This window comes from Pseudomonas sp. CFBP13508 (assembly GCF_005233515.1).
Classification (GTDB): Bacteria; Pseudomonadota; Gammaproteobacteria; order Pseudomonadales; family Pseudomonadaceae; genus Aquipseudomonas; species Aquipseudomonas mercuritolerans.
Genome location: NZ_QFZZ01000002.1, coordinates 679,340 through 703,399, shown reverse-complemented (window position 1 = coordinate 703,399; position 24,060 = coordinate 679,340). Strand labels below are relative to the sequence as shown.

General features: G+C 56.0%; 19 protein-coding genes, 1 tRNA gene and 2 pseudogenes. 16 read left to right on the top strand and 6 right to left on the bottom strand.

Translation table 11 applies throughout. The features are described 5' to 3' along the window. The first annotated feature begins 164 nt into the window (after positions 1-164). Complete coding sequence (locus tag PspCFBP13508_RS07580) at positions 165-2,261, top strand: ATP-binding protein (RefSeq protein WP_178084474.1); 2,097 nt, start codon at positions 165-167, stop codon at positions 2,259-2,261. Positions 2,262-2,318: 57 nt separating this feature from the next. On the opposite strand, the gene PspCFBP13508_RS07575 is transcribed toward PspCFBP13508_RS07580, so the two are convergent. The 5 genes and pseudogenes from PspCFBP13508_RS07575 to PspCFBP13508_RS07555 all read right to left on the bottom strand — a co-directional run bounded on the left by PspCFBP13508_RS07575 (position 2,319) and on the right by PspCFBP13508_RS07555 (position 9,454). Then, positions 2,319-3,749, bottom strand: a complete 1,431-nt coding sequence (locus tag PspCFBP13508_RS07575; RefSeq protein ID WP_137214106.1) for a DNA cytosine methyltransferase — start codon at positions 3,747-3,749, stop codon at positions 2,319-2,321. Beyond that, positions 3,746-5,815, bottom strand: a complete 2,070-nt coding sequence (locus tag PspCFBP13508_RS07570; protein WP_137214105.1) for an ATP-binding protein — start codon at positions 5,813-5,815, stop codon at positions 3,746-3,748. The genes PspCFBP13508_RS07575 and PspCFBP13508_RS07570 overlap by 4 nt, the downstream gene beginning before the upstream one ends. A 783-nt stretch (positions 5,816-6,598) precedes the next feature. Beyond that, positions 6,599-7,440, bottom strand: a pseudogene (locus tag PspCFBP13508_RS07565) (chromosome segregation protein SMC). A gap of 228 nt (positions 7,441-7,668) precedes the next feature. Further along, a pseudogene (locus PspCFBP13508_RS07560) lies at positions 7,669-9,212 on the bottom strand (DUF927 domain-containing protein); the annotation flags it as partial. A gap of 157 nt (positions 9,213-9,369) precedes the next feature. Then, positions 9,370-9,454, bottom strand: a tRNA-Leu gene (locus PspCFBP13508_RS07555). Between the two features lie 108 nt (positions 9,455-9,562). On the opposite strand from PspCFBP13508_RS07555, the gene queA reads away from it, so the two are divergent. From queA to PspCFBP13508_RS07525, 6 genes are all read left to right on the top strand, one after another. Further along, on the top strand, positions 9,563-10,627 hold the full coding sequence (gene queA / locus PspCFBP13508_RS07550) for a tRNA preQ1(34) S-adenosylmethionine ribosyltransferase-isomerase QueA (protein WP_137214104.1): 1,065 nt from the start codon (positions 9,563-9,565) through the stop codon (positions 10,625-10,627). 14 nt (positions 10,628-10,641) lie between these two features. Then, positions 10,642-11,757, top strand: a complete 1,116-nt coding sequence (gene tgt / locus PspCFBP13508_RS07545) for a tRNA guanosine(34) transglycosylase Tgt (protein ID WP_160768392.1) — start codon at positions 10,642-10,644, stop codon at positions 11,755-11,757. 43 nt (positions 11,758-11,800) lie between these two features. Further along, positions 11,801-12,139 carry a preprotein translocase subunit YajC gene (gene yajC / locus PspCFBP13508_RS07540; protein WP_016773317.1) on the top strand — a complete coding sequence of 113 codons (339 nt, stop codon included), beginning with the start codon at positions 11,801-11,803 and terminating at the stop codon, positions 12,137-12,139. 65 nt (positions 12,140-12,204) lie between these two features. Further along, positions 12,205-14,073 (top strand): protein translocase subunit SecD, encoded by a 1,869-nt coding sequence (gene secD / locus PspCFBP13508_RS07535; RefSeq protein ID WP_016773318.1) that lies wholly within the window; start codon positions 12,205-12,207, stop codon positions 14,071-14,073. Positions 14,074-14,082: 9 nt separating this feature from the next. Further along, positions 14,083-14,997 (top strand): protein translocase subunit SecF, encoded by a 915-nt coding sequence (secF, locus tag PspCFBP13508_RS07530; RefSeq protein WP_137214103.1) that lies wholly within the window; start codon positions 14,083-14,085, stop codon positions 14,995-14,997. A 120-nt stretch (positions 14,998-15,117) separates the two neighbouring features. Beyond that, positions 15,118-15,666: a glycine zipper 2TM domain-containing protein gene (locus tag PspCFBP13508_RS07525; RefSeq protein ID WP_007916907.1), complete on the top strand. Its 549-nt coding sequence runs from the start codon at positions 15,118-15,120 to the stop codon at positions 15,664-15,666. 241 nt (positions 15,667-15,907) lie between these two features. Here the strand turns inward: PspCFBP13508_RS07525 and suhB are convergent, their stop codons facing one another. Further along, the gene (suhB, locus tag PspCFBP13508_RS07520; protein ID WP_016773320.1) at positions 15,908-16,726 is read right to left on the bottom strand and encodes an inositol-phosphate phosphatase; all 819 of its coding nucleotides are present in this window, start codon (positions 16,724-16,726) and stop codon (positions 15,908-15,910) included. 145 nt (positions 16,727-16,871) lie between these two features. Between suhB and trmJ the strand changes: the two genes are divergently transcribed. The 9 genes from trmJ (at position 16,872) to fdx (ending at position 24,050) form a co-directional block, all read left to right on the top strand. Next, on the top strand, positions 16,872-17,642 hold the full coding sequence (gene trmJ / locus PspCFBP13508_RS07515) for a tRNA (cytosine(32)/uridine(32)-2'-O)-methyltransferase TrmJ (protein WP_073473313.1): 771 nt from the start codon (positions 16,872-16,874) through the stop codon (positions 17,640-17,642). Between the two features lie 3 nt (positions 17,643-17,645). Next, the gene (gene cysE, locus PspCFBP13508_RS07510) at positions 17,646-18,422 is read left to right on the top strand and encodes a serine O-acetyltransferase (RefSeq protein ID WP_024014221.1); all 777 of its coding nucleotides are present in this window, start codon (positions 17,646-17,648) and stop codon (positions 18,420-18,422) included. 239 nt (positions 18,423-18,661) lie between these two features. Beyond that, the gene (iscR, locus tag PspCFBP13508_RS07505; RefSeq protein WP_016773323.1) at positions 18,662-19,153 is read left to right on the top strand and encodes a Fe-S cluster assembly transcriptional regulator IscR; all 492 of its coding nucleotides are present in this window, start codon (positions 18,662-18,664) and stop codon (positions 19,151-19,153) included. Positions 19,154-19,203: 50 nt separating this feature from the next. Next, positions 19,204-20,418 carry an IscS subfamily cysteine desulfurase gene (locus PspCFBP13508_RS07500; protein ID WP_016773324.1) on the top strand — a complete coding sequence of 405 codons (1,215 nt, stop codon included), beginning with the start codon at positions 19,204-19,206 and terminating at the stop codon, positions 20,416-20,418. Positions 20,419-20,518: 100 nt separating this feature from the next. Then, positions 20,519-20,905 (top strand): Fe-S cluster assembly scaffold IscU, encoded by a 387-nt coding sequence (gene iscU / locus PspCFBP13508_RS07495; RefSeq protein WP_003227907.1) that lies wholly within the window; start codon positions 20,519-20,521, stop codon positions 20,903-20,905. 34 nt (positions 20,906-20,939) lie between these two features. Further along, positions 20,940-21,263: an iron-sulfur cluster assembly protein IscA gene (gene iscA, locus PspCFBP13508_RS07490; RefSeq protein WP_003227904.1), complete on the top strand. Its 324-nt coding sequence runs from the start codon at positions 20,940-20,942 to the stop codon at positions 21,261-21,263. 8 nt (positions 21,264-21,271) lie between these two features. Further along, entirely contained in the window at positions 21,272-21,793 is a 522-nt protein-coding gene (hscB, locus tag PspCFBP13508_RS07485) for a co-chaperone HscB (protein WP_016773325.1), read from the top strand. A gap of 50 nt (positions 21,794-21,843) precedes the next feature. Beyond that, positions 21,844-23,709, top strand: a complete 1,866-nt coding sequence (hscA, locus tag PspCFBP13508_RS07480; RefSeq protein ID WP_137214102.1) for a Fe-S protein assembly chaperone HscA — start codon at positions 21,844-21,846, stop codon at positions 23,707-23,709. Beyond that, positions 23,709-24,050 (top strand): ISC system 2Fe-2S type ferredoxin, encoded by a 342-nt coding sequence (fdx, locus tag PspCFBP13508_RS07475; protein WP_025109219.1) that lies wholly within the window; start codon positions 23,709-23,711, stop codon positions 24,048-24,050. The genes hscA and fdx overlap by 1 nt, the downstream gene beginning before the upstream one ends. The last annotated feature ends 10 nt before the right edge of the window (positions 24,051-24,060 follow it).

The following is a 24,060-nucleotide window of genomic DNA, read 5'->3' as shown; positions in this document are numbered from 1 at the left end:
ATATGTCCCAGAATGGTTCCAGCAGATACAGCGATGATGTCTTAAGCTGCAATCGCAGGTAGAGCGTGGCATTCTAGTGGCCACTAACCCACTAACCCACAAAGCGCAGGGATGGTCATGTAGACCTGGACAAAGCGCGAGCACGGAATGGAAGGCTGGATATAGTGACTGACCCCCTAGAGAATGTGCCCCTCACCCTTAGATTTGCGCATAATGTGATTGAGCATTTAGGCCTAAAGCTATATCAGAATAAGCCTACGAATGTTTTAGCCGAGCTTGTGTCCAATTCTTGGGATGCAATGGCCAAAAATGTTTATGTTGATTTGTTAACCAATGATATTGGTATACCTGACGCGATCAGTGTGTTTGATGATGGCGTAGGAATGAGCAAAGCGTTATTGGTTAGCAATTATTTGGTAGTGGGAAGACCCAAGCCTAGACCAGAAGATGTTAAGAAGGTCGAATCGCGTTATCCCATGGGCCGCAAAGGAATTGGAAAGCTTGCACCGTTCGGCGTCGCACGTATTGTCCATGTGGTTACAGTCCACGAAGGGTCAGTGATGTGGCTAAGATTCGATTACAACCTGATGTTGCAGTCGGAAAATGAAGACGTTTCGGCGACTGCAATATACGCACCGAGAATTTTGGCAGATCAGGTGCCGTTGGCGGAATTGAAAAATAACGAATTTCCAGAGATGGAAAAGACGCTTGCCAGATTTGTTAAAGCTATTGAGGTTACTAAGTCTGGAACTTTAATTTTCGCAACAGAGCTAACTTCAAAGCGCTCTATTCCGGTAACTCAATTGCGTGAGTCTTTAGGAAGGCGCTTTACTGTCACCCTCACTAGACCTGATTTTAAAGTTCATATCAATGGGGACGTTCTCGGTGAAAGCGACGCTTTCCCCGAGTGGGAGTTGCGTATACCTTCAGAAGGTATGTTAGAGCAGTCTCTGAGTACTCCCCAAGGCGAGAAAAAGATAAAATACTGGGTTGGGTTCGTAAAGTCGGCGACATGGTCACAAGAAGAGGCTGGGGTGGGTGTCTATGCTCACGGGAAAATTGGCCAAGACAGACCTTTCTTTTTCGGTGTCAAAGGTCGTGAGATCTTTTCTCGATATATGTACGCCGTTGTCGAGGCTGATTGGATAGATGAATTGCAGCAAGACACAATTTCGACAGATCGTACTAGCGTTAATTGGGAGGATCCTGACTTAGAGTCTCTTCATGAGTGGGGGGCAAAATCAGTTTTGTCTTGGATTAAAGAATACGAGAAAAAACGTAGAGAAATTTCCGATAAGGAAGATCAAGAGTTAATAAATCGCGTTATTGAAAAGTCGCCTAATATTAAATTGCGTGCATCAGAAAAAACTCATCTCGCATCATTGATAAGTGACGTTTCTCCGCGTCTCGGTAAGGATCAGGAAGCAAAAATCCGATTGATTGAGGCCGCTGCCAAAGCGTGGGTCCACGAGCCTGCCCGTAAGCTTATTAAAGAGCTTTGGAAGGAAGTGACTACGTTCGAGCCGGACGGATTTGTAGGCTCAATTAATAGGCTAAACGATGAGCTTGTCCCAGAAAGCCTTTCGCTGGCGGTAGCATTCTCTTTGCGGGTGTTTGCGTTAACGCAACTTCACGGGCATATCCTCAAAGGTCAAGAAACCCAGCTTCAGCAGTTGATCGAAAGTTTTCCTTGGATTCTAAACACAAAATACGAAAAATACGTCTATCGTAAAGCGTTAGCAACCATTGTTAAAGATGAAGCGCATCTTATTGATAAACGAAATCCTTTTCCGGCAATGCCGGCAGATAGAACGCTGCCCGACTTTGTTTTTTTTGGAACTCCGGAAGATAGAGACATACTGATTGTGGAGCTGAAGGGGCCAGGCGATGTAGCGGAAAATGAAGAATATCAACAGCTTCATTCATATGTTTTATATTTGTCTTCACGGTTTCAAACCGCTACTGTAACTGGGCTTCTAGTAGCAGGTTCACATGCTCCTTATATATCGAGGCTTGAGTCCGAAGTGATTAAGTTTGAAACTTGGGATAATGTTTTGCTTCGGTCGCGCCGTGGGCATATGGATTTGCTTAGTGCCCTCTTGGTCGGTACGGACCCATATGGTGATGATTCCCGAGTACAGCAGGTTTGTGAATTGGGTGGGCAAGCTGTGCAAGATTTCCTGACTCAAATGAGTGAAAGAGAGCCGCTGTTGCGCGACTTGGTAACCAGGCTCAAGCCTGTACCGGGTTCACCTAAGTGATTCGAGGGTGAGCAGCTGCGCGAATAGTACATTCGCGCAGCTAAATTGTCGGAATGATCAAAGATTACATTCAGATGCTTTGAAAGTTGAGGATGTGTTTTTTTCTTTATTCAGTTTCTGAAAAGTGTTTAGGTCGAAAAAGGTTCTAGGGTCAGTACGCCCGTCTTTGCGAGCAGCTGCGGCTAATTTATCCCAGCCTTTTTTAACGCGCTCGTCACTTTGAGGCATAGGTGCGATTTCCCATTTTCTCAAGAAAATGCTCCGTAGCACTTGTCCGTGCATTTTTGTAAAAGCCGGTGGAACCGCCTCACCAATCATTTCTCGAACGTTTGAATGTCCGTACTTACTCAGTGTGTTTCCCCATTTAAAATCAGAGGGAAAAGTTTGTAAAAGGGCGCATTCGATAGGACTGAGTAGGCGATTCTGCGTTGGATGAATTGTATAGTCGCTACCAATATGGCCGCTTGCGGTGGTCACTGTGGCTGCTGGTCGTTCGGCATGCATTCGACGGTAGCTGCTCTTGAACCCCTTTACAAAGCGATAGGCCCCTTCGTCCTGGACGATAGGTCTCAATAGAGGCGACCTGCAAATTGGGCACACAATTGATTCAGCGTTAACATTGACGGGGCCGCAATCGATACATCTTTCATTTTCCCAAGCGCTTTTACCTGATGATTTAGGTATCGCAGCTACCATTGCATATATCCGCTCGTTCCAAACAGGAACGGAATGAAAGCCCGCGTACTCCACAGCAGTTGCTGAAGTTGATGTGGCTGCATCTAGCTCTGGTAAGCCAAAACTATCGAGAGCCTCCATGATTGTAACGGGCCGGCTATTGCCGACATCTAGGGCGTGTGTAGCTCTAGGAAAAGGAGCACGTCCAATTTTTAACATGTCCTTTAAGCCAGGTAGGTCTTTGCGAACTAGTGTGAGAAACGCTCGATTACGAGATTGAGGAATACCAAAGTCACATAAATCAGTAATAATGGGAAAGGCGACATAGTTTTCAGCAAGCGTACTTATTAGATAATTCGCAGCAGAGACAGGCTCTTTATCCTCGGGGTGGTGCACCTTGCGTGAAAAGAAGGCCGGTACGTTTTCTACAACCAAAATTCCCGGCTGTAGCTCTAGGGCGACTTTCGCGACAATGGTGACAAGGAGGTTACGCTCATCTTTTGAACCTGCTTCGGGATCGTCATGGCTTCCCTTTCCGGAGCGTGCTGAACTCATTCCTTGGCACGGAGGACAGGCGCACAGAAGAGCTGGACGAGCTTTTCCAGCTCTAGATCTATACTTTTTTATGACGGTTGGCCAAGTAACTCTTAAGTCCCCTGCTACTCCTTCGGCTCCGTCATGATTTAATAGGCAAACCTCTAGTCTTCGCGGATCTAGTTCGGCCATTACTTCAAATTCAAACCCTGCTTTCCGATAGCCGACATCGCCAGCTCCGCAGTTAGAGAATAAGCTTACTGCTCGCAGCTTTTTCATATTGTGTTGCCTTGTCTTTTTTCTTTGCCTAGCTCGTAGACATCCAAAAATTGTTCATGGACTTTTTTTGCGCGACTAAGGAAATCTCGCCATGTTACGCGTTTCATTCTTCCACTGTTTTCGAAACTTTCATAGGTATGCTTGTTCGCGCTTTTTTTTAAGTTTTCGCCATCCGCTACCAAGTCTATTCGCCACTCTCGATAAAACTCAGATACTGTGATTTTGTTTTCTTCAAAGAATTGTTTGAACGCATCGTGATAGTTTATAAGTCGTTCAAAGTCGCTATCATCCAGTGTATGTGACGCTTTTTTTATTTCGACAATGTGCAAAAGCCCGTCGATAGTAACAAGTGTAAAGTCTGGGCGTTTGTCTTCGTATCCGATAGCTAAACTTATTACAGTTCCATGCTGTTTCTTCCAAAATGCTTCAAATGCATGTTTGAAGTTTTTCAAACTTTGATTTTTTGTGATGACGGTCCAAGATGGCTCGATAAGCCAGGGAGCTTTGGCAATAAGAGCCTGAAATTGATTCTCATCCATGGATTCATCGATGATGCGTTCTAGGTCTTTTATTACTCGTACACGTTGAGCTGCTATCTGCGCATATGACGCAAGTTCAGCAATTTGAGCCTTATTAAATATGTCTAGCATTTGATCCAACGAGGCTTCACCTTTGATCGCCTGATTGGTGAATTCGTGAAAAGCTTCCATTAAGGCTTGATGCGGCGCAACAGAGAGAATAATTTGAGACAGGTCCTCGACATAAGTTTCATCGTTGAGTTCATCTTCAGCTGCAAATCCACCGAATTTTTTTGCAAGCTCAATCGCTACACGCGCGACTTCTCTATCTCCGAAACGCTCTTTGGCTTTACTTTCAATGCCGGATTTCTTGAGGAATTCATCTCTAATTCGAATTCGGCGAGGCTCTCGAGAAGTGCGGGCTATTTCCTTGATAAGCTCAGCACCCCACTTACGAAGTAGCTGGCCATAATCGGAGTCCCACAGTATATCTTGACGATCGGTTCGAACCAGATCTTCTCCTTTGTCAAGATCGAGCCACTCTGCCTCCACTTGCCCGACAAGATATGAGCGCATTGCAAATTCGCCAGTGAAGCCCGCCGGTTGATTGAAATCACGAGTGACCCCCGCAATTTTTCCCCGTGCGTAAATTCTCACGCCCATCATCTCTTCGTTTTTATACGCTTCTTTGGCCATTCCCAGCCAACCTGTAACTGCGAGCATAGTACCGTCATCGGCAATAACTGGCCTACTAGATACATCGACACGGGTACCTGGGAGAAGCGGAATATCTAATGGGTCCACCGTAACGGGTTCATCTTCTGGCTTGTTTTTATCAACGATTACAATTCTGAAGTCTGGCTTGGCAAAGGTGAATCTCACAGATAGCTGTCGCAGGAAGGTTTTTTGATCTGGGACACGCTTAGCTAAAAAGGATGTCATCCGAATCCGCGTGCCGGATTTAGGACTCCATTTTCGATCCTCGTCGCCAATTTCCAACGGTACAGCATCATCCTCGTCTGTGACAATTTTGTCGAAATCCATGTGGAAATGGGTTATGGCGTAGCCTTTTGGTGTCTTTTCCCCACCCGCAGACCACACTTCAATTTTCCTGCAAATTCCGAAAGGTGCTAATTTTCCTATACCCTTTCGCCCCATTACAGGGCGTTTCTTCTGTCTTGATTTGCCTCCATCTTGGCCGAGCCTGGCTCTCCGGTCGGCGCCAACCCTTAGAAAAAAATCGTTCGCTTCTTCTGGCGACATCCCGTGGCCGTCATCCTCCACATCTATCACATGTCCTAGATCAGCCAGCACGCCGCCGGATTGCGATGCTAGCTGAATGTTTAGAGGTAGGCGTACGGTGACCGTTTCGGCGTCTGCGTCATATCCGTTAGCGATGAGCTCAGCCACCACCGCACTTGCCTTGTCGTAGAGTTTTACACCCAATTTGTCGACCGTTAGCCTAGATATCCTTAGGCGATAAGGTGATTCTTGAGCCAGGGTGGATTGAGCAGGGACGAGGACTGTTGACTGGTCAGAGATCGGCATAGGCAATTCCTTCTGGTGGCGGCTATTTCCCGGGCCGCGTCCTTAGACAGGAATCAGCTTAATCTAATAATTATTGCATGGTAGGAAGAAAATTCTCAAAAAATGCCGACAGAGAGCCTCGATCTTCGGTTCGTGCATTCTTCTCTGGGGAAGAGCGGGCTGACGCTTGGCTCACAATTGATATGGGGACCAGCCACACTACATAAATACAGCGGCATCAGGATGCAGTTGTGCAGATTTGGCTTGAGGTGATTTTGCATTGTTGCGGACTATATCGATAGCTGTATGAATTGGGATTTGCATGTGTTTTTTTTATGGGGGATAAGAGGGCTGTATTAAACCCTCTTATATTGTTTTCTTGGTCAGTCAAGTCTGAGAAAAATTTGAATGATATTTGGCATTTGATTATTTTTGCTTTTTGTTACTGTCTCCCTTTATATGATGGGAAGATTTAAGAATTCTGCTTCATATGCTTGGGTTGTGGTAGTTTGAATGGTCGTATCCCGTACATGTCCAGCGCCAACAACTATTTTTTTAGACGGCCTTCTATACGGCTTATTTCTGCCTTGATAAGATCGACAGTCATCGTCTGGAATCTCGTTATTTTTTCGGTTTTTATATCTAAAATATCAAGCAAACCATTTCAAATGGCTTATCCTCGATTTAATAACGTCATTCGTATTTGCGCCAGCATTAATTTCAAATTGAGTAATCATGATCTAAAGGCTCGACAGGGGTTTCAAGCAGCCTGCATGTGCAGGCTGTTTGAAGTGGCTAAGTTGGTTAAAGCGCTAGGATGTCTTGCACGCTGTACTGGCCGGATCGATCCGCCAGCTCGTGCCAATTCCAGCTGTGGAAATCTTCACCTTCTTTTGGAAGCACCAGCTTCATCAGGCTGAGGTGTTCGCCCCCCAGCAACGTTGAGCAGCCCATAGCTTGGCGCCCATATCCATCAGTGCCTGAGCTTGTTCGTTCCACTGCTCTTCCAGTACCTTTTCGGCCAGCAACAAGGCCGTTCTTTGGATGGCAGTGTGTTCCCTTTGCGCCTCGGCAATGTGCTGGTCGACGATGACCAGCTCCTGCTCCAGCGCGTTAATGATTAGGTGCTGGCGTCGATTGTGCTCGATGGCAGTCGCGAGGTTTTTCGCAGCCTTTTGCGCGTCTGTATTGGCGTTCTTTTCGCCCTCGGTGTCGCCCCAGGCCACTGCCTGCGCATAAGCGGTGGCGGCATCGGTTTCGGCTTGCCGGGCCTTGGCCATATCCTCTTCTGCTTGCTGCTGGACCTGTACCAAGCGCGTGCTAAGGCTGTCGCGTTTTTCGTTGAGCTCCAGTTCGTCGGCTTTCCAGTTCGCTATCGAATCGGTGTAACCCGCCATCAAGGTTTCATGATTGAGCAGTTGCTCGCGTCGAGTGATCTGAGCATCTAAGATCCAGGCATGGTGTTTATTTGAGTCGTAAGGAAGTTTCAGCGTGTTGTACTCACTGCGGACTTCACGCAGACGATTCGCGTCTAATTCTTCGTCGCCCTCCAGTAATGCTTCCAAAGGTGCCATCTCGGCGTATTGCTCTTCAGCCGCCCTCAGGTATTTATCACGGCGGGTGGTCAGTTGGTCGATCTCATTGATCAACCGTTGCTTCTTCTCGCAGTCAGCGGCTGCGAGAGTGCTATCCGAATTCGGCAGTGAAAGTAAGATGGCCTCGCTGCAGCCCAGTTCGCTGGCTAGCAGTTCATGTTGTTCGGTAGAAGCTTGGAATTCTTTCATCTCTCTTGTTCCTTCAAATTGGGTTTGGGTTGAATGACGGCTGGCGAGGCCGGGAATAAGCCGGCGCTACCTCGATCAGCAGAGATGCACTCAGGCAGCCCGAGCCTCGCGGTCATCCGTTCCGGGAATCGTCTTCACGATGTAACAGCGCTGTGGCCCCAAACCGGGCAACCGGACCAAACTCGATGCCTTGCCGTCGCTGGCTGGTTCCAGCACTCCGCGCTGCAACAGCTCCTTGTTCACGGCGTTGATGTTCATGCCCCGGAAGATCTCGGAGCGCCACGCCTCAGGCAGCACGTAATAGGTGTTGGTGGTGTGCATGGTGTCGCCCATACCGTGCTCCAGCGTTTTGCGAAAGCCGAGGCGGTCGATGGTACGAGGGCCGTGTTCATCAATCTTGGCCGCCGCCGATTCCCACCGTGTGAAGCGGCTTTCACCAAATCGCTCGATGACTTGCCGCAGACGCGCCAAGATCGCATCGCCTTCGAAGTTGCCGGCGCCGCCTCGCTCGTTGAGCCAAGCGTTCAAGCAAACGCGAGCAGCAGTGGTGGCGGTCCCGTCCGGCCAGCCGGTGATGCCCATAGCGGTGGCCAGCTCGCCCGCAGCAGCCGCGAGACCAAAGCGCGCCGCGGCACGGTGTGCCTGTCCACTCGCAGAGGCGGGCAGCGCCTGGGCAATAAACCCTTCCAGCGTGCGGCGCAGGATTGCCGCCCATCCGTGGCGCTTGCCGGGTTCGCACAGCGCGGTCAAGAACGCGGTGAGCGGCGTGCCGTAGTAGTTCGCCACGCGGGCTTTGAGCGCGTCGGACAGTGCTGCCGCGTCTTCGAAACCGTTGAGCGTGTCGAACATGCCGAGGCCTTTGCTGGCATCGGCCGGGACGGCGAGCATGCGGACCTCCATGCCCGCTTTTAGCTCCTTGTTGGCTTCGGCCATGTGCTGCGCCAAGGTCTTCTCGCCCGTGGACAAAAACAGCAAACGCCACTCCTGCACCTGTCGGCCTGCTTGGCCTCGATCATTGGCGCGAGCTTTACCGGTGCCATTGCCGAGCATGTAAACCGTCTCGCCGATTATGCGCGGATCGCACATGCCGATTTCATCGAGTACCAGGAGACCGTCCGAATGTGCTGCTGCGATAGATTCCAGCGCGTTATCGGTCGATCGCCACGATCGCACCAAGCGTGGTCCGCCGTAGACCGAGGCCGCAACTTGCAGGTGAGTGGTCTTGCCGCCAGAGCTATCGCCGTAGAGGTGAAAGCCACCCGACTCATGGCCGAGCATGTGCAGAAGCGGACCCGCGAAGGCCACGCCGACGACAAACGCCAAGCGGTGGTTGCCGACGCACAACGCGCCGATCTGCTGTTGCCATTGTTCCAATGTGCCTGCTTCGCTGATCGGCGGAAGCTGCGCACCCGCTTCGTAGAAATGCAGGTGCTCGCTGTGCGTGCCCACCTGCTGCTCGGGCAGGAGAAAGGCGCTGTCATGCCAGCCTAAACGAGTGACCAGACGCGCACGTTGTGCACTGTCGAAACCGCCGAGGTAACTCTGCAAGTCGTTGCGTGCATTGCGTCCCGAACGACTGCCGGCGAGGCGCAAACTCACGTCTACAATGGAACGAGCACGTCTTTGCCGAAGTCATCACGCCGACAACTCTGCGAACTGGCCTGCGCGCCAGCCTTTGACGAGCGCGGGGGAGATAGGAGTAGGGATAAACAGACAGGCACAAAAAAACCGGCCAAGTGGCCGGTTTCTCTGGGTCTGAAAGTCTGGTAGAGACTTTCAGATACTGCTATATGGTGCCCCGAGGGAGACTCGAACTCCCACTCCTTTCGAAAACGGATTTTGAATCCGCCGCGTCTACCAATTCCGCCATCAGGGCTCAATGGCGGCGAAGTATAGAGAGGTGATTACCGTTGGTCAATCACGTTTCATGGTCAATTTTTGATATTTCCGCTAGACTTTCCGGCCCTGCTAGACGAACCCCATCATGCGCGTTGCTGACTTTACTTTCGAGCTTCCTGATTCGCTGATCGCCCGCCATCCGTTGGCCGAGCGTCGCGGTAGTCGCCTGCTGACCCTTGATGGGCCGAGCGGCGCCCTGGCACACCGTCAATTCACTGATTTGCTTGAGCATTTGCGCCCGGGCGATTTAATGGTGTTCAACAATACCCGGGTGATTCCGGCGCGGCTGTTCGGGCAGAAAGCGTCCGGCGGCAAGCTGGAAATTCTCATCGAGCGCATGCTCGATGCGCACCGCGTGGTGGCGCATGTGCGCTCCAGCAAGTCGCCGAAGCCGGGTTCGAAGATCCTTATCGACGGCGGTGGCGAAGCCGAGATGCTCGCGCGTCATGATGCGTTGTTCGAGCTGGGGTTTGCCGAGGAAGTGTTGCCGCTGCTCGATCGCGTCGGGCACATGCCGTTGCCTCCTTATATAGACCGCCCGGATGAAGGCTCGGATCGCGAGCGTTATCAGACCGTGTATGCCCAGCGTCTGGGTGCGGTCGCAGCGCCGACGGCGGGGCTGCATTTCGATGAGCCGCTGATGCAGGCGATTGCCGCCAAGGGCGTCGAGACTGCGTTCGTGACGTTGCACGTCGGCGCGGGGACGTTTCAGCCGGTGCGTGTCGAGAAGATCGAAGATCACCACATGCACAGCGAGTGGCTGGAAGTCGGCCAGGATGTGGTCGATGCGGTCGCTGCGTGCCGTGCGCGTGGCGGTCGGGTGATTGCGGTCGGCACCACCAGCGTGCGTTCGCTGGAAAGTGCGGCGCGCGATGGTGTGCTCAAGCCGTTCAGTGGCGACACCGACATCTTTATCTATCCGGGCCGGCCGTTTCATGTGGTCGATGCCCTGGTGACCAATTTCCATTTGCCGGAATCCACGCTGTTGATGCTGGTTTCCGCGTTTGCCGGTTATCCCGAAACCATGGCCGCCTACAAGGCCGCCGTGGAAAACGGATACCGCTTTTTCAGTTACGGGGATGCGATGTTCATCACCCGCAATCCCGCTCCAACTGCCCCTGAACAGACAGGCCCAGAGGAAACAGAATGAGTCGCGAATGTCGAATGTCCTTTGAGCTGCTGGCCACCGATGGCAAGGCTCGTCGTGGTCGCCTGACCTTCCCCCGTGGCACCGTCGAGACCCCGGCGTTCATGCCGGTCGGCACCTATGGCACGGTCAAGGGCATGCTACCGCGCGACATCGTCGCCACGGGCGCGGAAATCATTCTGGGCAACACCTTTCACCTGTGGCTGCGTCCCGGCACTCAAGTGATCAAGGAACACGGCGACCTGCACGATTTCATGCAGTGGAAAGGCCCGATCCTCACCGACTCCGGCGGCTTCCAGGTGTTCAGCCTCGGCGCGATGCGCAAGATCAAGGAGGAGGGCGTGACCTTCGCTTCTCCGGTCGACGGCGCCAAAGTGTTCATGGGCCCGGAAGAGTCGATGCAGGTGCAGCGCGATCTCGGTTCCGACATTGTGATGATCTTCGACGAATGCACGCCGTATCCGGCTGACGAAGACGTCGCGCGCGTATCGATGGAGCTGTCGTTGCGTTGGGCGCAGCGTTCGAAGAATGCGCACGGCGACAACACCGCAGCGCTGTTCGGTATCGTCCAGGGCGGCATGCATGAAAACCTGCGCATGCGCTCGCTCGAAGGCCTCGACAAGATCGGCTTCGACGGCCTCGCCATCGGCGGTCTGTCGGTGGGCGAACCGAAGCACGAAATGATCAAGGTGCTGGATTATCTGCCGGGCCAGATGCCCGCTGACAAACCTCGTTACCTTATGGGCGTTGGCAAACCGGAGGATCTGGTTGAGGGTGTGCGCCGCGGGGTGGACATGTTCGATTGCGTGATGCCAACCCGTAATGCCCGCAATGGGCATCTGTTCATCGATACCGGTGTGCTGAAGATCCGTAACGCGTTCCATCGCCATGATGAATCGCCGCTGGATCCGACCTGCGATTGCTACACCTGCCAGAACTTCTCGCGCGCTTATCTGCATCACCTGGACAAGTGCGGCGAAATGCTCGGCAGCATGCTCAATACCATCCATAACTTGCGCCATTATCAGGTGCTGATGGCTGGTTTGCGCGAGGCTATTCAACAGGGTACATTGGCCGCCTTTGTCGATGCCTTCTACGCCAAACGCGGACTTCCCGTCCCGCCTTTGGACTGAGTTTTCTGACCCCAAGATTCAACATTTGCAACTGGAGTGCTAAATGAGCTTTTTTATCTCTAACGCCATGGCTGACGCAGCTGCACCGGCTGCTGCAAGCCCAATGGGCGGCGGCTTCGAGTGGATTTTCCTGGTCGGCTTCCTGGTCATCTTCTACCTGATGATCTGGCGTCCACAGGCCAAGCGCGCCAAAGAGCAGAAGAACCTGCTGAGCAGCCTGCAGAAGGGCGACGAAGTCGTGACCACTGGCGGCATCGCCGGCAAGATCACCAAGGTTGCCGATGACTTCGTGGTTCTGGAAGTGTCCGACACCGTGGAAATGAAGTTCCAGAAAGGCGCCATCGCCGCCACGCTGCCAAAAGGCACGCTGAAAGCGATCTAAGAGCAACAACTTCTACTCAATCGACGGGGCGCGCAAGGCGCCCCGCGTTCATAACGGGCGGCGTGATGCTGAACAAATACCCTCTGTGGAAATACATTCTGATCCTGGCGGTGCTGGCGATCGGTCTGATTTATTCCGCTCCCAATCTTTACCCCGATGACCCGGCGATTCAGATCAGCGGCGCCAGCACGGCTCTGCAGGTCAATGACGCCGATCTGGCTCGCGTCAGCACAGCGCTGAAAGAGTCCGGCATCAACGTCAAGGCGGCTACGCTGACGGCGGGCGGCAAGGGCGGTCTGATCCGTCTGAGCAAGGCTGAAGACCAGCTGCCGGCCAAGGACGTTGTGCGCAAGGCATTGGGTGATGACTACGTCGTCGCGCTGAACCTGGCACAGACCACCCCGCAATGGCTGCGCAACCTCGGTGCGCACCCGATGAAGCTGGGTCTGGACTTGTCCGGTGGTGTGCACTTCCTGCTCGAAGTGGACATGGACAAAGCCCTCGATGCGCGCCTGAAAGTCTACGAAGGCGACGTCAAGAGCCTGCTGCGCAAAGAGAAGCTGCGCTATCGCAGCCTGCCGCAACTGGGCGGTGCCATTCAGTTGGGCTTCAGCGATGAAGACTCCCGCGAACAGGCCCGTGCGCTGATCCGCAAGAACTTCAACGATTTCGACATTGTTCCGGCCGACCTCAACGGTCAACCGGTGCTGCGTCTGGCGATGACCCCGGCCAAGCTGGCGGAAATCCGTGAATACTCCATCAAGCAGAACCTGACCACGGTACGTAACCGCGTCAACGAGCTGGGTGTTGCCGAACCGATCGTGCAGCGTCAGGGCGCCAACCGCATCGTGGTTGAGCTGCCGGGCGTGCAGGACACTGCCGAAGCCAAGCGTATTCTCGGCAAGACGGCCAACCTTGAGTTCCGTCTGGCCGCCGAGCCGGGCGCTTCGAAAGCCACTTCCGAATCGTTCGAATTCCGTGAAGGCAACCGTCCGCCAGCACAGATCGAGCGTGGTCTGATCATTACCGGTGACCAGGTCACCGACGCCAAGGCCGGTTTCGGCGAGCACGGTACGCCTGAAGTGAACATCCGTCTGGATGGTCATGGTGGCGAGCTGATGAGCCGCGCGACCCGTTCCAACGTCGGTCGCAGCATGGCGGTGATCTTCATCGAACAGCGTCCGGTCACCACTTACACCAAGCAAGTGGTTGATGGCGTCGAGAAAGACGTTGCGGTGCAGACGTTCAAGGAAGAGAAGAAGATCATCAGCCTGGCGACCATTCAGTCGCCGCTGGGTGCGCAATTCCGCATCACTGGCCTGAACGGTCAGGGCGAGTCGTCCGAACTGGCGCTGCTGCTGCGTGCCGGTGGTCTGGCTGCACCGATGTACTTCGCTGAAGAGCGCACAATCGGTCCGAGCCTGGGTGCTGACAACATCACAAAAGGTATCGACGCTTCCCTGTGGGGCATGCTGTTCGTATCGCTGTTCATCATCGCCATCTACCGCTTCTTCGGCGTCATCGCCACCGTCGCGCTGGCGGTGAACATGGTGCTGCTGCTGGCGTTGATGTCGTTGCTGGGCGCCACGCTGACCCTGCCGGGTATCGCCGGTATCGTCTTGACCATGGGTATGGCGGTCGACGCCAACGTACTGATCTTCTCGCGGATTCGTGAAGAGATCGCCGCCGGCATGACTGTGCAGCGGGCAATCAACGAAGGCTTCGGCCGGGCATTTACTGCGATTCTCGACGCCAACCTGACCACCTTGCTGGTCGGCGGCATTCTCTTCGCCATGGGCACCGGCCCGGTGAAGGGTTTCGCAGTGACGATGTCCCTCGGGATCTTTACCTCGATGTTCACGGCCATCATGGTGACCCGCGCAATGGTCAACCTGATCTTTGGCGGACGTGACTTCAAGAAGTTGTGGATTTAAGGGGCTGCCATGTTACGTACAATCAACTTCATGGGCGTTCGCAACTTCGCGTTCGGCGTCACATTGCTGCTTACCGTCATTGCCTTGTTCAGTGTCGCCACCAAGGGCATGAACTGGGGCCTGGACTTCACCGGCGGTACGCTCATCGAGCTGACCTACGAGCGTCCGGCCGACGTCACCAAGGTGCGCGAGCAACTGGCGACTTCCGGTTATCACGAAGCCGTGGTGCAGAACTTCGGTGCGACCACCGACCTGCTCGTGCGTATGCCGGGTGAAGACCCGCAGTTGGGCCATCAAGTAGCGGAAGCGCTTCAAAAGGTCGGCGGTGACAACCCGGCGACGGTCAAGCGTGTCGAGTTCGTCGGCCCGCAGGTCGGTGAAGAGCTGCGCGACCAGGGCGGCCTCGGCATGCTGCTGGCGCTCGGCGGCATCCTGATCTACCTGGCGTTCCGCTTTCAGTGGAAGTTTGCGGTCGGCGCCATTGTGTCGCTGATCCACGACGTGATCGTGACCGTGGGTATCCTCTCGTACTTCCAGATCACCTTCGATCTGACGGTGCTGGCGGCGGTGCTGGCGATCATCGGTTACTCGCTGAACGACACCATCGTGGTTTTCGACCGGGTGCGTGAAAACTTCCGCGTGCTGCGCAAGGCGACGCTGATCGAGAACATCAACATCTCGACCACCCAGACCCTGCTGCGCACCATGGCGACCTCGATCTCCACTCTGCTGGCGATCGCGGCGCTGCTGTTCTTCGGTGGCGACAACCTGTTCGGCTTCTCCATCGCACTGTTCATCGGTGTACTGGCGGGTACCTACTCGTCGATCTACATCGCCAACGTGGTGCTGATCTGGCTGAACCTGACCACCGAGGATCTGATTCCTCCGGCCAACAGCGATAAGGAAGTCGACGACCGTCCATAACGGCCACGATTTCCCGGCTGTCAGCCAACAAAAGGCGCGAGTTGAACTCGCGCCTTTTTTTGTGCTCCAAGGCTGGGAGAAGCGCGGGCGCGTCCCGCATGTGATGGTCAGGAGGTTCATGTGAACAAGTCGTTGCTGGTTGGTGCGGTATTGGGTGCTGTCGGTGTCACAGCCGGGGGTGCTGTTGCCACCTACAGCCTGGTTAAAAGCGGCCCTGAGTATGCGCAAGTATTAGCCGTTGAGCCGGTCAAGACACAGATCAAGACTCCACGTGAAGTATGCAAGGATGTAACGGTGACCCGTCAGGCACCGGTAAAAGATCAACACCAGATCGCCGGTACCGTGGTCGGCGCGCTGGCCGGTGGTTTGCTGGGTAACCAGATTGGCGGCGGTACCGGCAAGAAGATTGCCACGGTGGCCGGTGCGGTCGGTGGCGGTTACGCGGGCAACAAGGTGCAGGAGGGCATGCAGGAGCGTGACACCTACACCACTACGCAAACTCGCTGCAACACGGTCAATGACATCAGCGACAAGGTCGTCGGTTACGACGTGCGTTACTCGCTTGATGGCAAGGAAGGCAAAGTGCGGATGGATCGCGATCCGGGTAACCAGATTCCGGTCGACAAGGAAGGCAAGCTGATCCTGTCGCAGAATGAGCCGGCTCAGTAAGGATTTACGGATGTGAAAAGAAGCACCCTGCGGGGTGCTTTTTTTATACCCGCGATTCAGGGCAGCGCGCGATTCTCACCTGTGGGAGCGAGCCTGCTCGCGAATATGGTCCAACAGTTGATATTTCCTTTGTTGACACGCCCATTCGCGAGCAGGCTCGCTCCCACAGGGAATTGTGCTGTTTGGAATTGCAGGCATAAAAAAAGCACCCCGAAGGGTGCTTTTTGGTTTCGCGTAAAGCTTAGCGCTTCAGCGAGGCCGGCAGGTGCGGCTGGATCGCCGTCAGCACTGCCTTGAAGCATTTGGTGTTGCCGGCAACGATGTGGCCTTTTTCCAGGAAGTCGTGACCGCCGGTGAAGTCGCTCACCAGGCCGCCGGCTTCTTGAATCAGCAGGGCGCCTGCAGCCATGTCCCACTCGGACAGGCCCGATTCCCAGAACGCATCGAAACGACCGGCAGCTACGTAAGCCAGGTCGAGGCTCGCCGAACCGGCGCGGCGGATGCCGGCAGTCTGGCCAACCAGGGCGCGGAACATGCCCAGGTAGTTGTCGAGGTTGTCCATCTGATCGTCACGGAACGGGAAGCCAGTGCCGAGCAGAGCGCCGTCGAGGCTGGTGCGACCGCTTACGCGCAGACGACGACCGTTCAGTTGAGCGCCGCGACCACGGCTGGCGGTGAATTCTTCCTGGCGGACCGGGTCCAGAACCACTGCGTGTTCCAGACGACCACGATATTTGCAGGCAATGCTCACTGCAAAGTGCGGAATGCCACGGAGGAAGTTGGTTGTGCCGTCCAGCGGATCGATGATCCACAGGTACTCTTCGCCTTCGATGCCGGTGCCAGCGTGCAGGCCGGTTTCTTCACCCTGAATCGAGTGATTCGGGTAAGCCTTGCGCAGGGCATCGATGATTTTCTGTTCAGCGGCGCGATCGACCTCGGATACGTAATCCTTGGCGTCTTTTTCGTCGACCTTGATGGTATCCAGGCGCTCGATGGAGCGGAAGATCAGTTCACTGGCGCTGCGGGCGGCGCGCAGCGCGATATTCAGCATGGGCTGCATGGATGTGTCACCTAAGGTTGTTAAAGAAAGCCGCGCATTCTATCAGAACTTTTCTTCAGGTGAAGGACGCTGTTCGCTTTCATAGCTTAACGGTAGGCTGTTCTGTAAGATTTGCCCCCCTTTCCTGTGTCCGAGAGCGCCTCCCTTGCTGCAGAACATTCGTGTCGTCCTGGTCAACACCAGCCACCCCGGCAATATCGGCGGGGCCGCGCGCGCCATGAAAAACATGGGTCTGTCGCGACTGGTGCTGGTCGAACCGAGGGTCTTCCCGCACCACGAGGCCGACGCCCGCGCCTCCGGTGCCGGCGACATTCTTGAAAACGCGCAAGTCGTCGCCACCTTGGAAGACGCTTTGGTCGGTTGCAATCTGGTGCTCGGCACCAGCGCCCGCGACCGGCGTATTCCCTGGCCGCTGCTCGATCCGCGCGAATGCGGCAACAAAGTGGTCGAGGAAGCCGGGCAGGGCGCCGAGATCGCTTTGGTGTTCGGTCGTGAAGACTCCGGCCTGACCAATGAAGAGCTGCAGCGATGTCACTTTCATGTGCACATCCCTTCTGACCCGACGTTCAGTTCGCTGAACCTCGGGGCGGCGGTGCAGGTGTTGAGTTATGAAGTGCGCATGGCCTGGCTGGCCGCACAGGGTCAGCCGAGCAAAGTCGAGAAAGAAGAAGTGGCCTCGGTGAAAAGTGCCGAGCTGGCGACCATGGATGAGCTGGAGCGATTCTATGAGCACCTGGAGCAGACGCTGGTCGCCATCGAGTTCCTCGATCCGGAAAAACCACGGCACTTGATGGCGCGCCTGCGCCGGTTGTACGGACGCAGCTCGGTCAGCCGGGCGGAAATGAATATTTTGCGTGGCATCCTCACGGAAACCCAGAAAGCGGCCCGTGGCGAGCTTCTAAAGCGGAAGGATTAAATGATGTTTGAGCGTTTGCGTGAAGATATCCAAAGCGTATTCCATCGAGACCCGGCGGCGCGTAACGCTTTTGAAGTTCTGACCTGCTACCCCGGCATGCATGCGATCTGGATTCATCGTTTGGCCGGCATGCTCTGGCGCAACGAACTGAAATGGCTGGCGCGACTGGTGTCGAACTTCGGTCGCTGGCTGACCGGGATCGAGATTCACCCGGGCGCCAAGGTCGGTCGGCGTTTCTTCATCGACCACGGCATGGGCATCGTCATTGGCGAGACCGCCGAGATCGGCGACGACGTCACCATCTATCAAGGCGTGACCCTTGGCGGCACCAGTTGGAACAAAGGCAAGCGTCACCCGACGCTGGGTGATGGCGTGGTGGTCGGCGCCGGTGCCAAAGTTCTCGGCCCGTTCACGGTGGGGGCCGGCGCCAAAGTCGGCTCCAACGCTGTTGTGACCAAGGAAGTGCCGCCGGGCGCCACCGTGGTGGGAATTCCGGGGCGGATCATCGTCAAGACCGATGAAGAGCAGGACGCCAAGCGCAAAGCCATGGCGGAAAAGATCGGTTTCGACGCTTATGGTGTCAGCGAAGACATGCCCGACCCGGTGGCGCGCGCCATCGGCCAGTTGCTCGACCATCTGCAAGCGGTGGACGGGCGTCTGGAGGGTATGTGCGGGGCGCTGAAGGATCTGGGCAGCAATTACTGTGCGAAAGATCTGCCTGAGCTGCGTGAAGAAGATTTCGCCTGCGTGAAGGGCAAGGACGAATCCAAAGCCGGCTGAACCGCGGCGCTGCTTTTCGCGAGCAGGCTCGCTCCCACAGATGAATGCATTCCAATGTGGGAGCGAGCCTGCTCGCGAAGAACGATCACGCGGTTGCGCTGGCTGTCCGCGCCCCGTCTTTGCTATAGTGCGCGCGCTCTTTTGCGGGTAAACCCGACTAAAGCACTAGGTCTTATAGTTGACTTAAATGCTCGGGAATTGCATACTCCCGCCCATTCCGAACTCCGTGGTAACTGTCCATGCGACTGACTACAAAAGGCCGATACGCCGTGACCGCCATGCTTGACCTGGCGTTGCACGCGCAGCACGGGCCGGTGTCTCTGGCCGATATCTCCGAGCGCCAAGGCATCTCCCTGTCCTACCTCGAACAGCTGTTCGCCAAGCTGCGCCGCAGCAACCTGGTTTCCAGCGTTCGCGGTCCGGGTGGTGGCTACCAGTTGTCCCGCGACATGCAGGGCATTCAGGTCGCCCAAGTGATCGATGCGGTGAACGAATCGGTCGATGCCACCAAGTGCCAGGGCCAGGGCGATTGCCATTCCGGCGATACCTGTCTGACCCATCATCTGTGGTGCGATTTGAGCCTGCAGATTCACGAATTTCTGAGCGGTATCAGCTTGGCCGACCTTGTGACTCGCCGTGAGGTACAAGAAGTGGCCCAGCGTCAGGACCAGCGCCGTTGCAGCAGCAAGGCGCCACGCCTGGACAAGATTGAAGCGTCCGCCGTCGAATGACAGCCGAAGAGCTACCCGCGGCACGCCAGCCCTGATTTAGGAGATAGTCCATGAAATTGCCGATTTACCTTGATTACTCTGCAACCACCCCGGTTGATCCGCGCGTTGCGCAGAAAATGAGTGAATGCCTGCTGGTCGACGGAAACTTCGGTAACCCGGCGTCCCGCTCCCACGTGTTCGGCTGGAAGGCTGAAGAGTCCGTCGAAAACGCTCGTCGTCAGGTGGCCGATCTGGTCAATGCCGACCCGCGCGAAATCGTCTGGACCTCCGGTGCCACCGAATCCGACAACCTGGCGATCAAGGGCGCGGCACATTTCTACGCCTCCAAGGGCAAGCACCTGATCACCAGCAAGATCGAGCACAAGGCTGTCCTCGACACCATGCGCCAGCTGGAGCGTGAAGGTTTCGAAGTGACCTACCTCGAGCCTACCGAAGACGGTCTGATCACCCCGGCAATGATTGACGCCGCACTGCGCGAAGACACCATTCTGGTGTCGGTGATGCACGTCAACAACGAAATCGGCACCATCAACGACATCGCCGCCATCGGCGAGATGCTGCGCGCCAAAGGCGTGCTGTTCCATGTCGACGCTGCTCAGTCCACCGGCAAGGTCGAAATCGATCTGCAGAAGCTGAAAGTCGACATGATGTCGTTCTCCGCCCACAAGACTTATGGCCCTAAAGGCATCGGCGCGCTGTACGTCAGCCGCAAGCCGCGTGTGCGCATCGAAGCGACCATGCACGGCGGCGGTCACGAGCGCGGCATGCGTTCCGGCACCCTGGCGACCCACCAGATCGTCGGCATGGGCGAAGCGTTCCGCGTAGCCAAGGAAGACATGGCCGCTGAAAACGTGCGCATCAAAGCCTTGAGCGATCGCTTCTACAAGCAGGTCGAGCATCTGGAAGAGCTGTACGTCAACGGCAGCCTGACCGCCCGCGTTCCGCACAACCTGAATCTGAGCTTCAACTACGTTGAAGGCGAGTCGCTGATCATGGCGCTCAAGGATCTGGCGGTATCGTCCGGTTCGGCCTGCACCTCGGCGTCGCTGGAGCCTTCGTACGTATTGCGCGCCCTGGGCCGCAACGACGAACTGGCACACAGCTCGATCCGCTTTACCTTCGGCCGTTTCACCACCGAAGAAGAAATCGACTACGCCGCGCAGAAGGTCTGCGAGGCCGTTACCAAGCTGCGCGCTCTGTCGCCGCTGTGGGACATGTACAAAGACGGCGTCGATATCTCGAAAATCGAGTGGGCGGCACACTAACTATAGAAGCCGCCGGATACAGATCCTGTAGCGACGCGGCGTTAACGCAGCGCAGTTGCAGGGTCTCAAGAGCGGCCCTGATGAGTGAGGATTGAGAATCATGGCTTACAGCGAAAAGGTCATCGACCACTACGAAAACCCGCGCAACGTCGGCAAGATGAACGCGGAAGATCCTGATGTCGGCACCGGCATGGTCGGCGCTCCGGCGTGCGGCGACGTGATGCGTCTGCAGATCAAGGTCAACGATCAGGGCGTTATCGAAGACGCCAAGTTCAAGACCTACGGTTGCGGTTCGGCAATCGCCTCCAGCTCCCTCGCCACCGAGTGGATGAAGGGCAAGACCCTGGACGAAGCCGAAACCATCAAGAACACTCAGCTGGCCGAAGAACTGGCCCTGCCGCCAGTGAAAATCCACTGCTCCGTGCTCGCAGAAGACGCTATCAAAGCGGCAGTTCGCGACTACAAGCAGAAGAAAGGCTTGATCTGAATTTCAAGATTCGGCGACGAGTAAGGAGTCAACGATGGCTATCAGCATGACAGAAGCGGCTGCTCGACACGTGCGGCGCTCCCTCGACGGGCGCGGCAAAGGTGAAGGGATTCGTCTGGGTGTTCGCACCACAGGCTGTTCCGGCCTTGCCTACGTGCTGGAGTTTGTCGACGAGGTAGTGGCGGAAGATCAGGTGTTCGAGAGTCACGGCGAAAAAGTGATCATCGACCCGAAGAGCCTGGCCTACCTGGACGGCACCGAGCTCGACTTCGTCAAGGAAGGGTTGAACGAAGGCTTCAAGTTCAACAACCCCAACGTCCGCGGTGAATGTGGCTGCGGCGAAAGCTTCAACATCTGAGGCTGGTCGTGGGTATTCCTTGTCATTTCGCTTTATTCGAGCTGCAACCGAGCTTCCGCCTGGATCTCGAGCAGTTGGCCACGCGCTACCGTGAGTTGGCGCGCGGCGTCCATCCTGACCGTTTTGCCGATGCATCCGAACGCGAGCAGCGCTCGGCGCTCGAGCAATCGGCGCGGCTCAACGACGCCTACCAGACGCTCAAGAGTCCGGCCCAGCGCGCACGCTACCTGCTGAAAATCAGCGGGCATGAAGTGCCGATGGAAGTCACTGTCCACGATCCCGAATTCCTTCTGCAGCAGATGCAATGGCGCGAAGAGCTCGAAGATCTGCAGGACAGCGCCGACCTCGACGGTGTTGCCGTGTTCAAGCGTCGCTTGAAGGCGGCTCAGGAGCAGCTCAACGAAAGCTTCGCAGCCTGTTGGGATGATGCAGCGCAACGCGAGCAGGCCGAACGCCTGATGCGGCGCATGCAGTTCCTCGACAAGCTCACCTACGAAGTGCGCCAGCTGGAAGAGCGCCTCGACGATTAACCCAGTGCTGCCCTGATTGCACGCTGACAGACAGACAAGACCTGATCACCATGGCTCTACTGCAGATCGCCGAACCCGGCCAAAGTCCTCAACCGCACCAGCGTCGCCTGGCTGTGGGCATCGACTTGGGTACTACCAATTCGCTGGTCGCTGCGCTGCGCAGTGGTCTTTCCGAACCGCTGGCCGACGCCAGCGGGCAGGTCATCCTGCCGTCCGCCGTGCGTTATCACGCCGACCGCGTTGAAGTCGGTGAGTCCGCCAAGCTGGCGGCAGCCTCTGATCCTCTGAACACCGTGCTCTCGGTCAAGCGCTTGATGGGTCGTGGTCTGTCCGACGTCAAGCAATTGGGCGAGCAACTGCCGTACCGCTTTGTCGGCGGCGAATCGCACATGCCGTTTATCGATACCGTGCAAGGCCCGAAAAGCCCGGTTGAAGTCTCCGCCGATATCCTCAAGGTCCTGCGTCAGCGCGCTGAAGCGACCTTGGGTGGCGAACTGGTTGGCGCGGTAATCACCGTTCCTGCCTACTTCGACGATGCGCAGCGTCAGGCCACCAAAGACGCGGCCAAGCTCGCCGGTCTCAACGTGTTGCGTCTGCTCAACGAGCCGACTGCCGCTGCGGTGGCGTACGGTCTGGATCAGCACGCCGAAGGTCTGGTGGCGATCTACGACTTGGGCGGCGGTACTTTCGATATCTCCATTCTGCGTCTGACCGGCGGCGTCTTTGAAGTTCTGGCCACTGGCGGCGACAGCGCGCTGGGCGGCGATGACTTCGATCACGCGATTGCCGGCTGGATCATCGAGAGCGCTGGCCTGTCCGCCGATCTCGACCCGGGTGCACAACGCAATCTGCTGCAAATCGCCTGTGCGGCCAAAGAAGCTTTGACCGACGCTGCCAGCGTTGAAGTGGCTTACGGCGACTGGAAAGCACAACTGACCCGCGAAGCCTTCGATGCGCTGATAGAGCCGATGGTCGCGCGCAGCCTGAAAGCCTGCCGCCGCGCCGTCCGCGATTCCGGTATTGAACTGGAAGACGTCCACGCCGTGGTCATGGTCGGCGGTTCGACCCGCGTTCCACGTGTGCGTGAAGCCGTTGCCGAAGCGTTCGGTCGTCAGCCATTGACGGAAATCGACCCGGATCAAGTGGTGGCCATCGGGGCCGCGATCCAGGCCGACACCCTGGCTGGCAACAAGCGCGATGGCGGCGAACTGCTGCTGCTCGACGTGATTCCGCTTTCCCTTGGTTTGGAAACCATGGGTGGTCTGATGGAAAAGGTGATTCCGCGCAACACTACCATTCCCGTCGCCCGCGCTCAGGATTTCACCACCTATAAAGACGGCCAGTCGGCCATGGCGATCCACGTGTTGCAGGGTGAGCGCGAGCTGATCAGCGATTGCCGCTCTCTGGCTCGCTTCGAATTGCGCGGCATTCCGGCGATGGTGGCCGGTGCGGCGAAAATTCGCGTGACCTTCCAGGTCGATGCCGACGGTCTGCTCAGCGTGTCTGCCCGTGAATTGGGCTCGGGCGTTGAGGCGAGCATTCAGGTCAAGCCTTCCTATGGTCTGACCGATGGCGAAATCGCCAAGATGCTCAAGGATTCGTTCCAGCATGCCAATGACGACAAGGTCGCCCGCGTTCTGCGTGAGCAGCAAGTCGATGCCCAGCGCCTGCTCGAAGCGGTGCAGGGCGCTCTGGAGGCCGATGGCGAGCGTTTGCTCGACGCCGAAGAGCGCATGGTCATCGAACTGCAAATGCAGGAACTGGCCGAACTGATGAAAGGTACCGATGGTTACGCCATCGAGCAGCAGACCAAGCGTCTGTCGCAAGTGACCGATGCTTTTGCTGCCCGCCGCATGGATCTGACGGTGAAAGCCGCTCTGTCGGGGCGCAACCTGAATGAAATCGAGGATATCTGATGCCGCAGGTCATTTTTCTGCCCCACGAGAAGTTTTGCCCTGAAGGCATGGTGGTCGAGGCTGCGCCCGGCACCTCTATTCTCGAGCTGGCCCACGAACACCATATCGAGATGGAAAGCGCATGCGGCGGCGTCTGCGCCTGCACCACGTGCCATTGCATCATCCGCGAGGGTTTCGACTCGCTGGAAGAGGCCGACGAGCTGGAAGAAGACTTCCTCGATCGTGCCTGGGGCCTTGAGGCGCAATCGCGTCTGGCCTGTCAGGCCATCGTCGGTGAAGAAGACATCACCGTCGAGATCCCGAAATATTCGCTTAACCATGCGGCTGAAGCGCCGCACTGACTGGTAAGAC

Coding starts and splice junctions, on each gene's coding strand:
- suhB (WP_016773320.1), bottom strand. CDS start 16,726: ATGCAGCCCATGCTGAATATCGCGCTGCGCGCCGCCCGCAGCGCCAGT.
- yajC (WP_016773317.1), top strand. CDS start 11,801: ATGAGCTTTTTTATCTCTAACGCCATGGCTGACGCAGCTGCACCGGCT.
- iscA (WP_003227904.1), top strand. CDS start 20,940: ATGGCTATCAGCATGACAGAAGCGGCTGCTCGACACGTGCGGCGCTCC.
- PspCFBP13508_RS07500 (WP_016773324.1), top strand. CDS start 19,204: ATGAAATTGCCGATTTACCTTGATTACTCTGCAACCACCCCGGTTGAT.
- queA (WP_137214104.1), top strand. CDS start 9,563: ATGCGCGTTGCTGACTTTACTTTCGAGCTTCCTGATTCGCTGATCGCC.
- PspCFBP13508_RS07570 (WP_137214105.1), bottom strand. CDS start 5,815: ATGCCGATCTCTGACCAGTCAACAGTCCTCGTCCCTGCTCAATCCACC.
- tgt (WP_160768392.1), top strand. CDS start 10,642: ATGTCCTTTGAGCTGCTGGCCACCGATGGCAAGGCTCGTCGTGGTCGC.
- fdx (WP_025109219.1), top strand. CDS start 23,709: ATGCCGCAGGTCATTTTTCTGCCCCACGAGAAGTTTTGCCCTGAAGGC.
- secF (WP_137214103.1), top strand. CDS start 14,083: ATGTTACGTACAATCAACTTCATGGGCGTTCGCAACTTCGCGTTCGGC.
- PspCFBP13508_RS07575 (WP_137214106.1), bottom strand. CDS start 3,749: ATGAAAAAGCTGCGAGCAGTAAGCTTATTCTCTAACTGCGGAGCTGGC.
- secD (WP_016773318.1), top strand. CDS start 12,205: ATGCTGAACAAATACCCTCTGTGGAAATACATTCTGATCCTGGCGGTG.
- iscR (WP_016773323.1), top strand. CDS start 18,662: ATGCGACTGACTACAAAAGGCCGATACGCCGTGACCGCCATGCTTGAC.
- iscU (WP_003227907.1), top strand. CDS start 20,519: ATGGCTTACAGCGAAAAGGTCATCGACCACTACGAAAACCCGCGCAAC.
- hscA (WP_137214102.1), top strand. CDS start 21,844: ATGGCTCTACTGCAGATCGCCGAACCCGGCCAAAGTCCTCAACCGCAC.
- cysE (WP_024014221.1), top strand. CDS start 17,646: ATGTTTGAGCGTTTGCGTGAAGATATCCAAAGCGTATTCCATCGAGAC.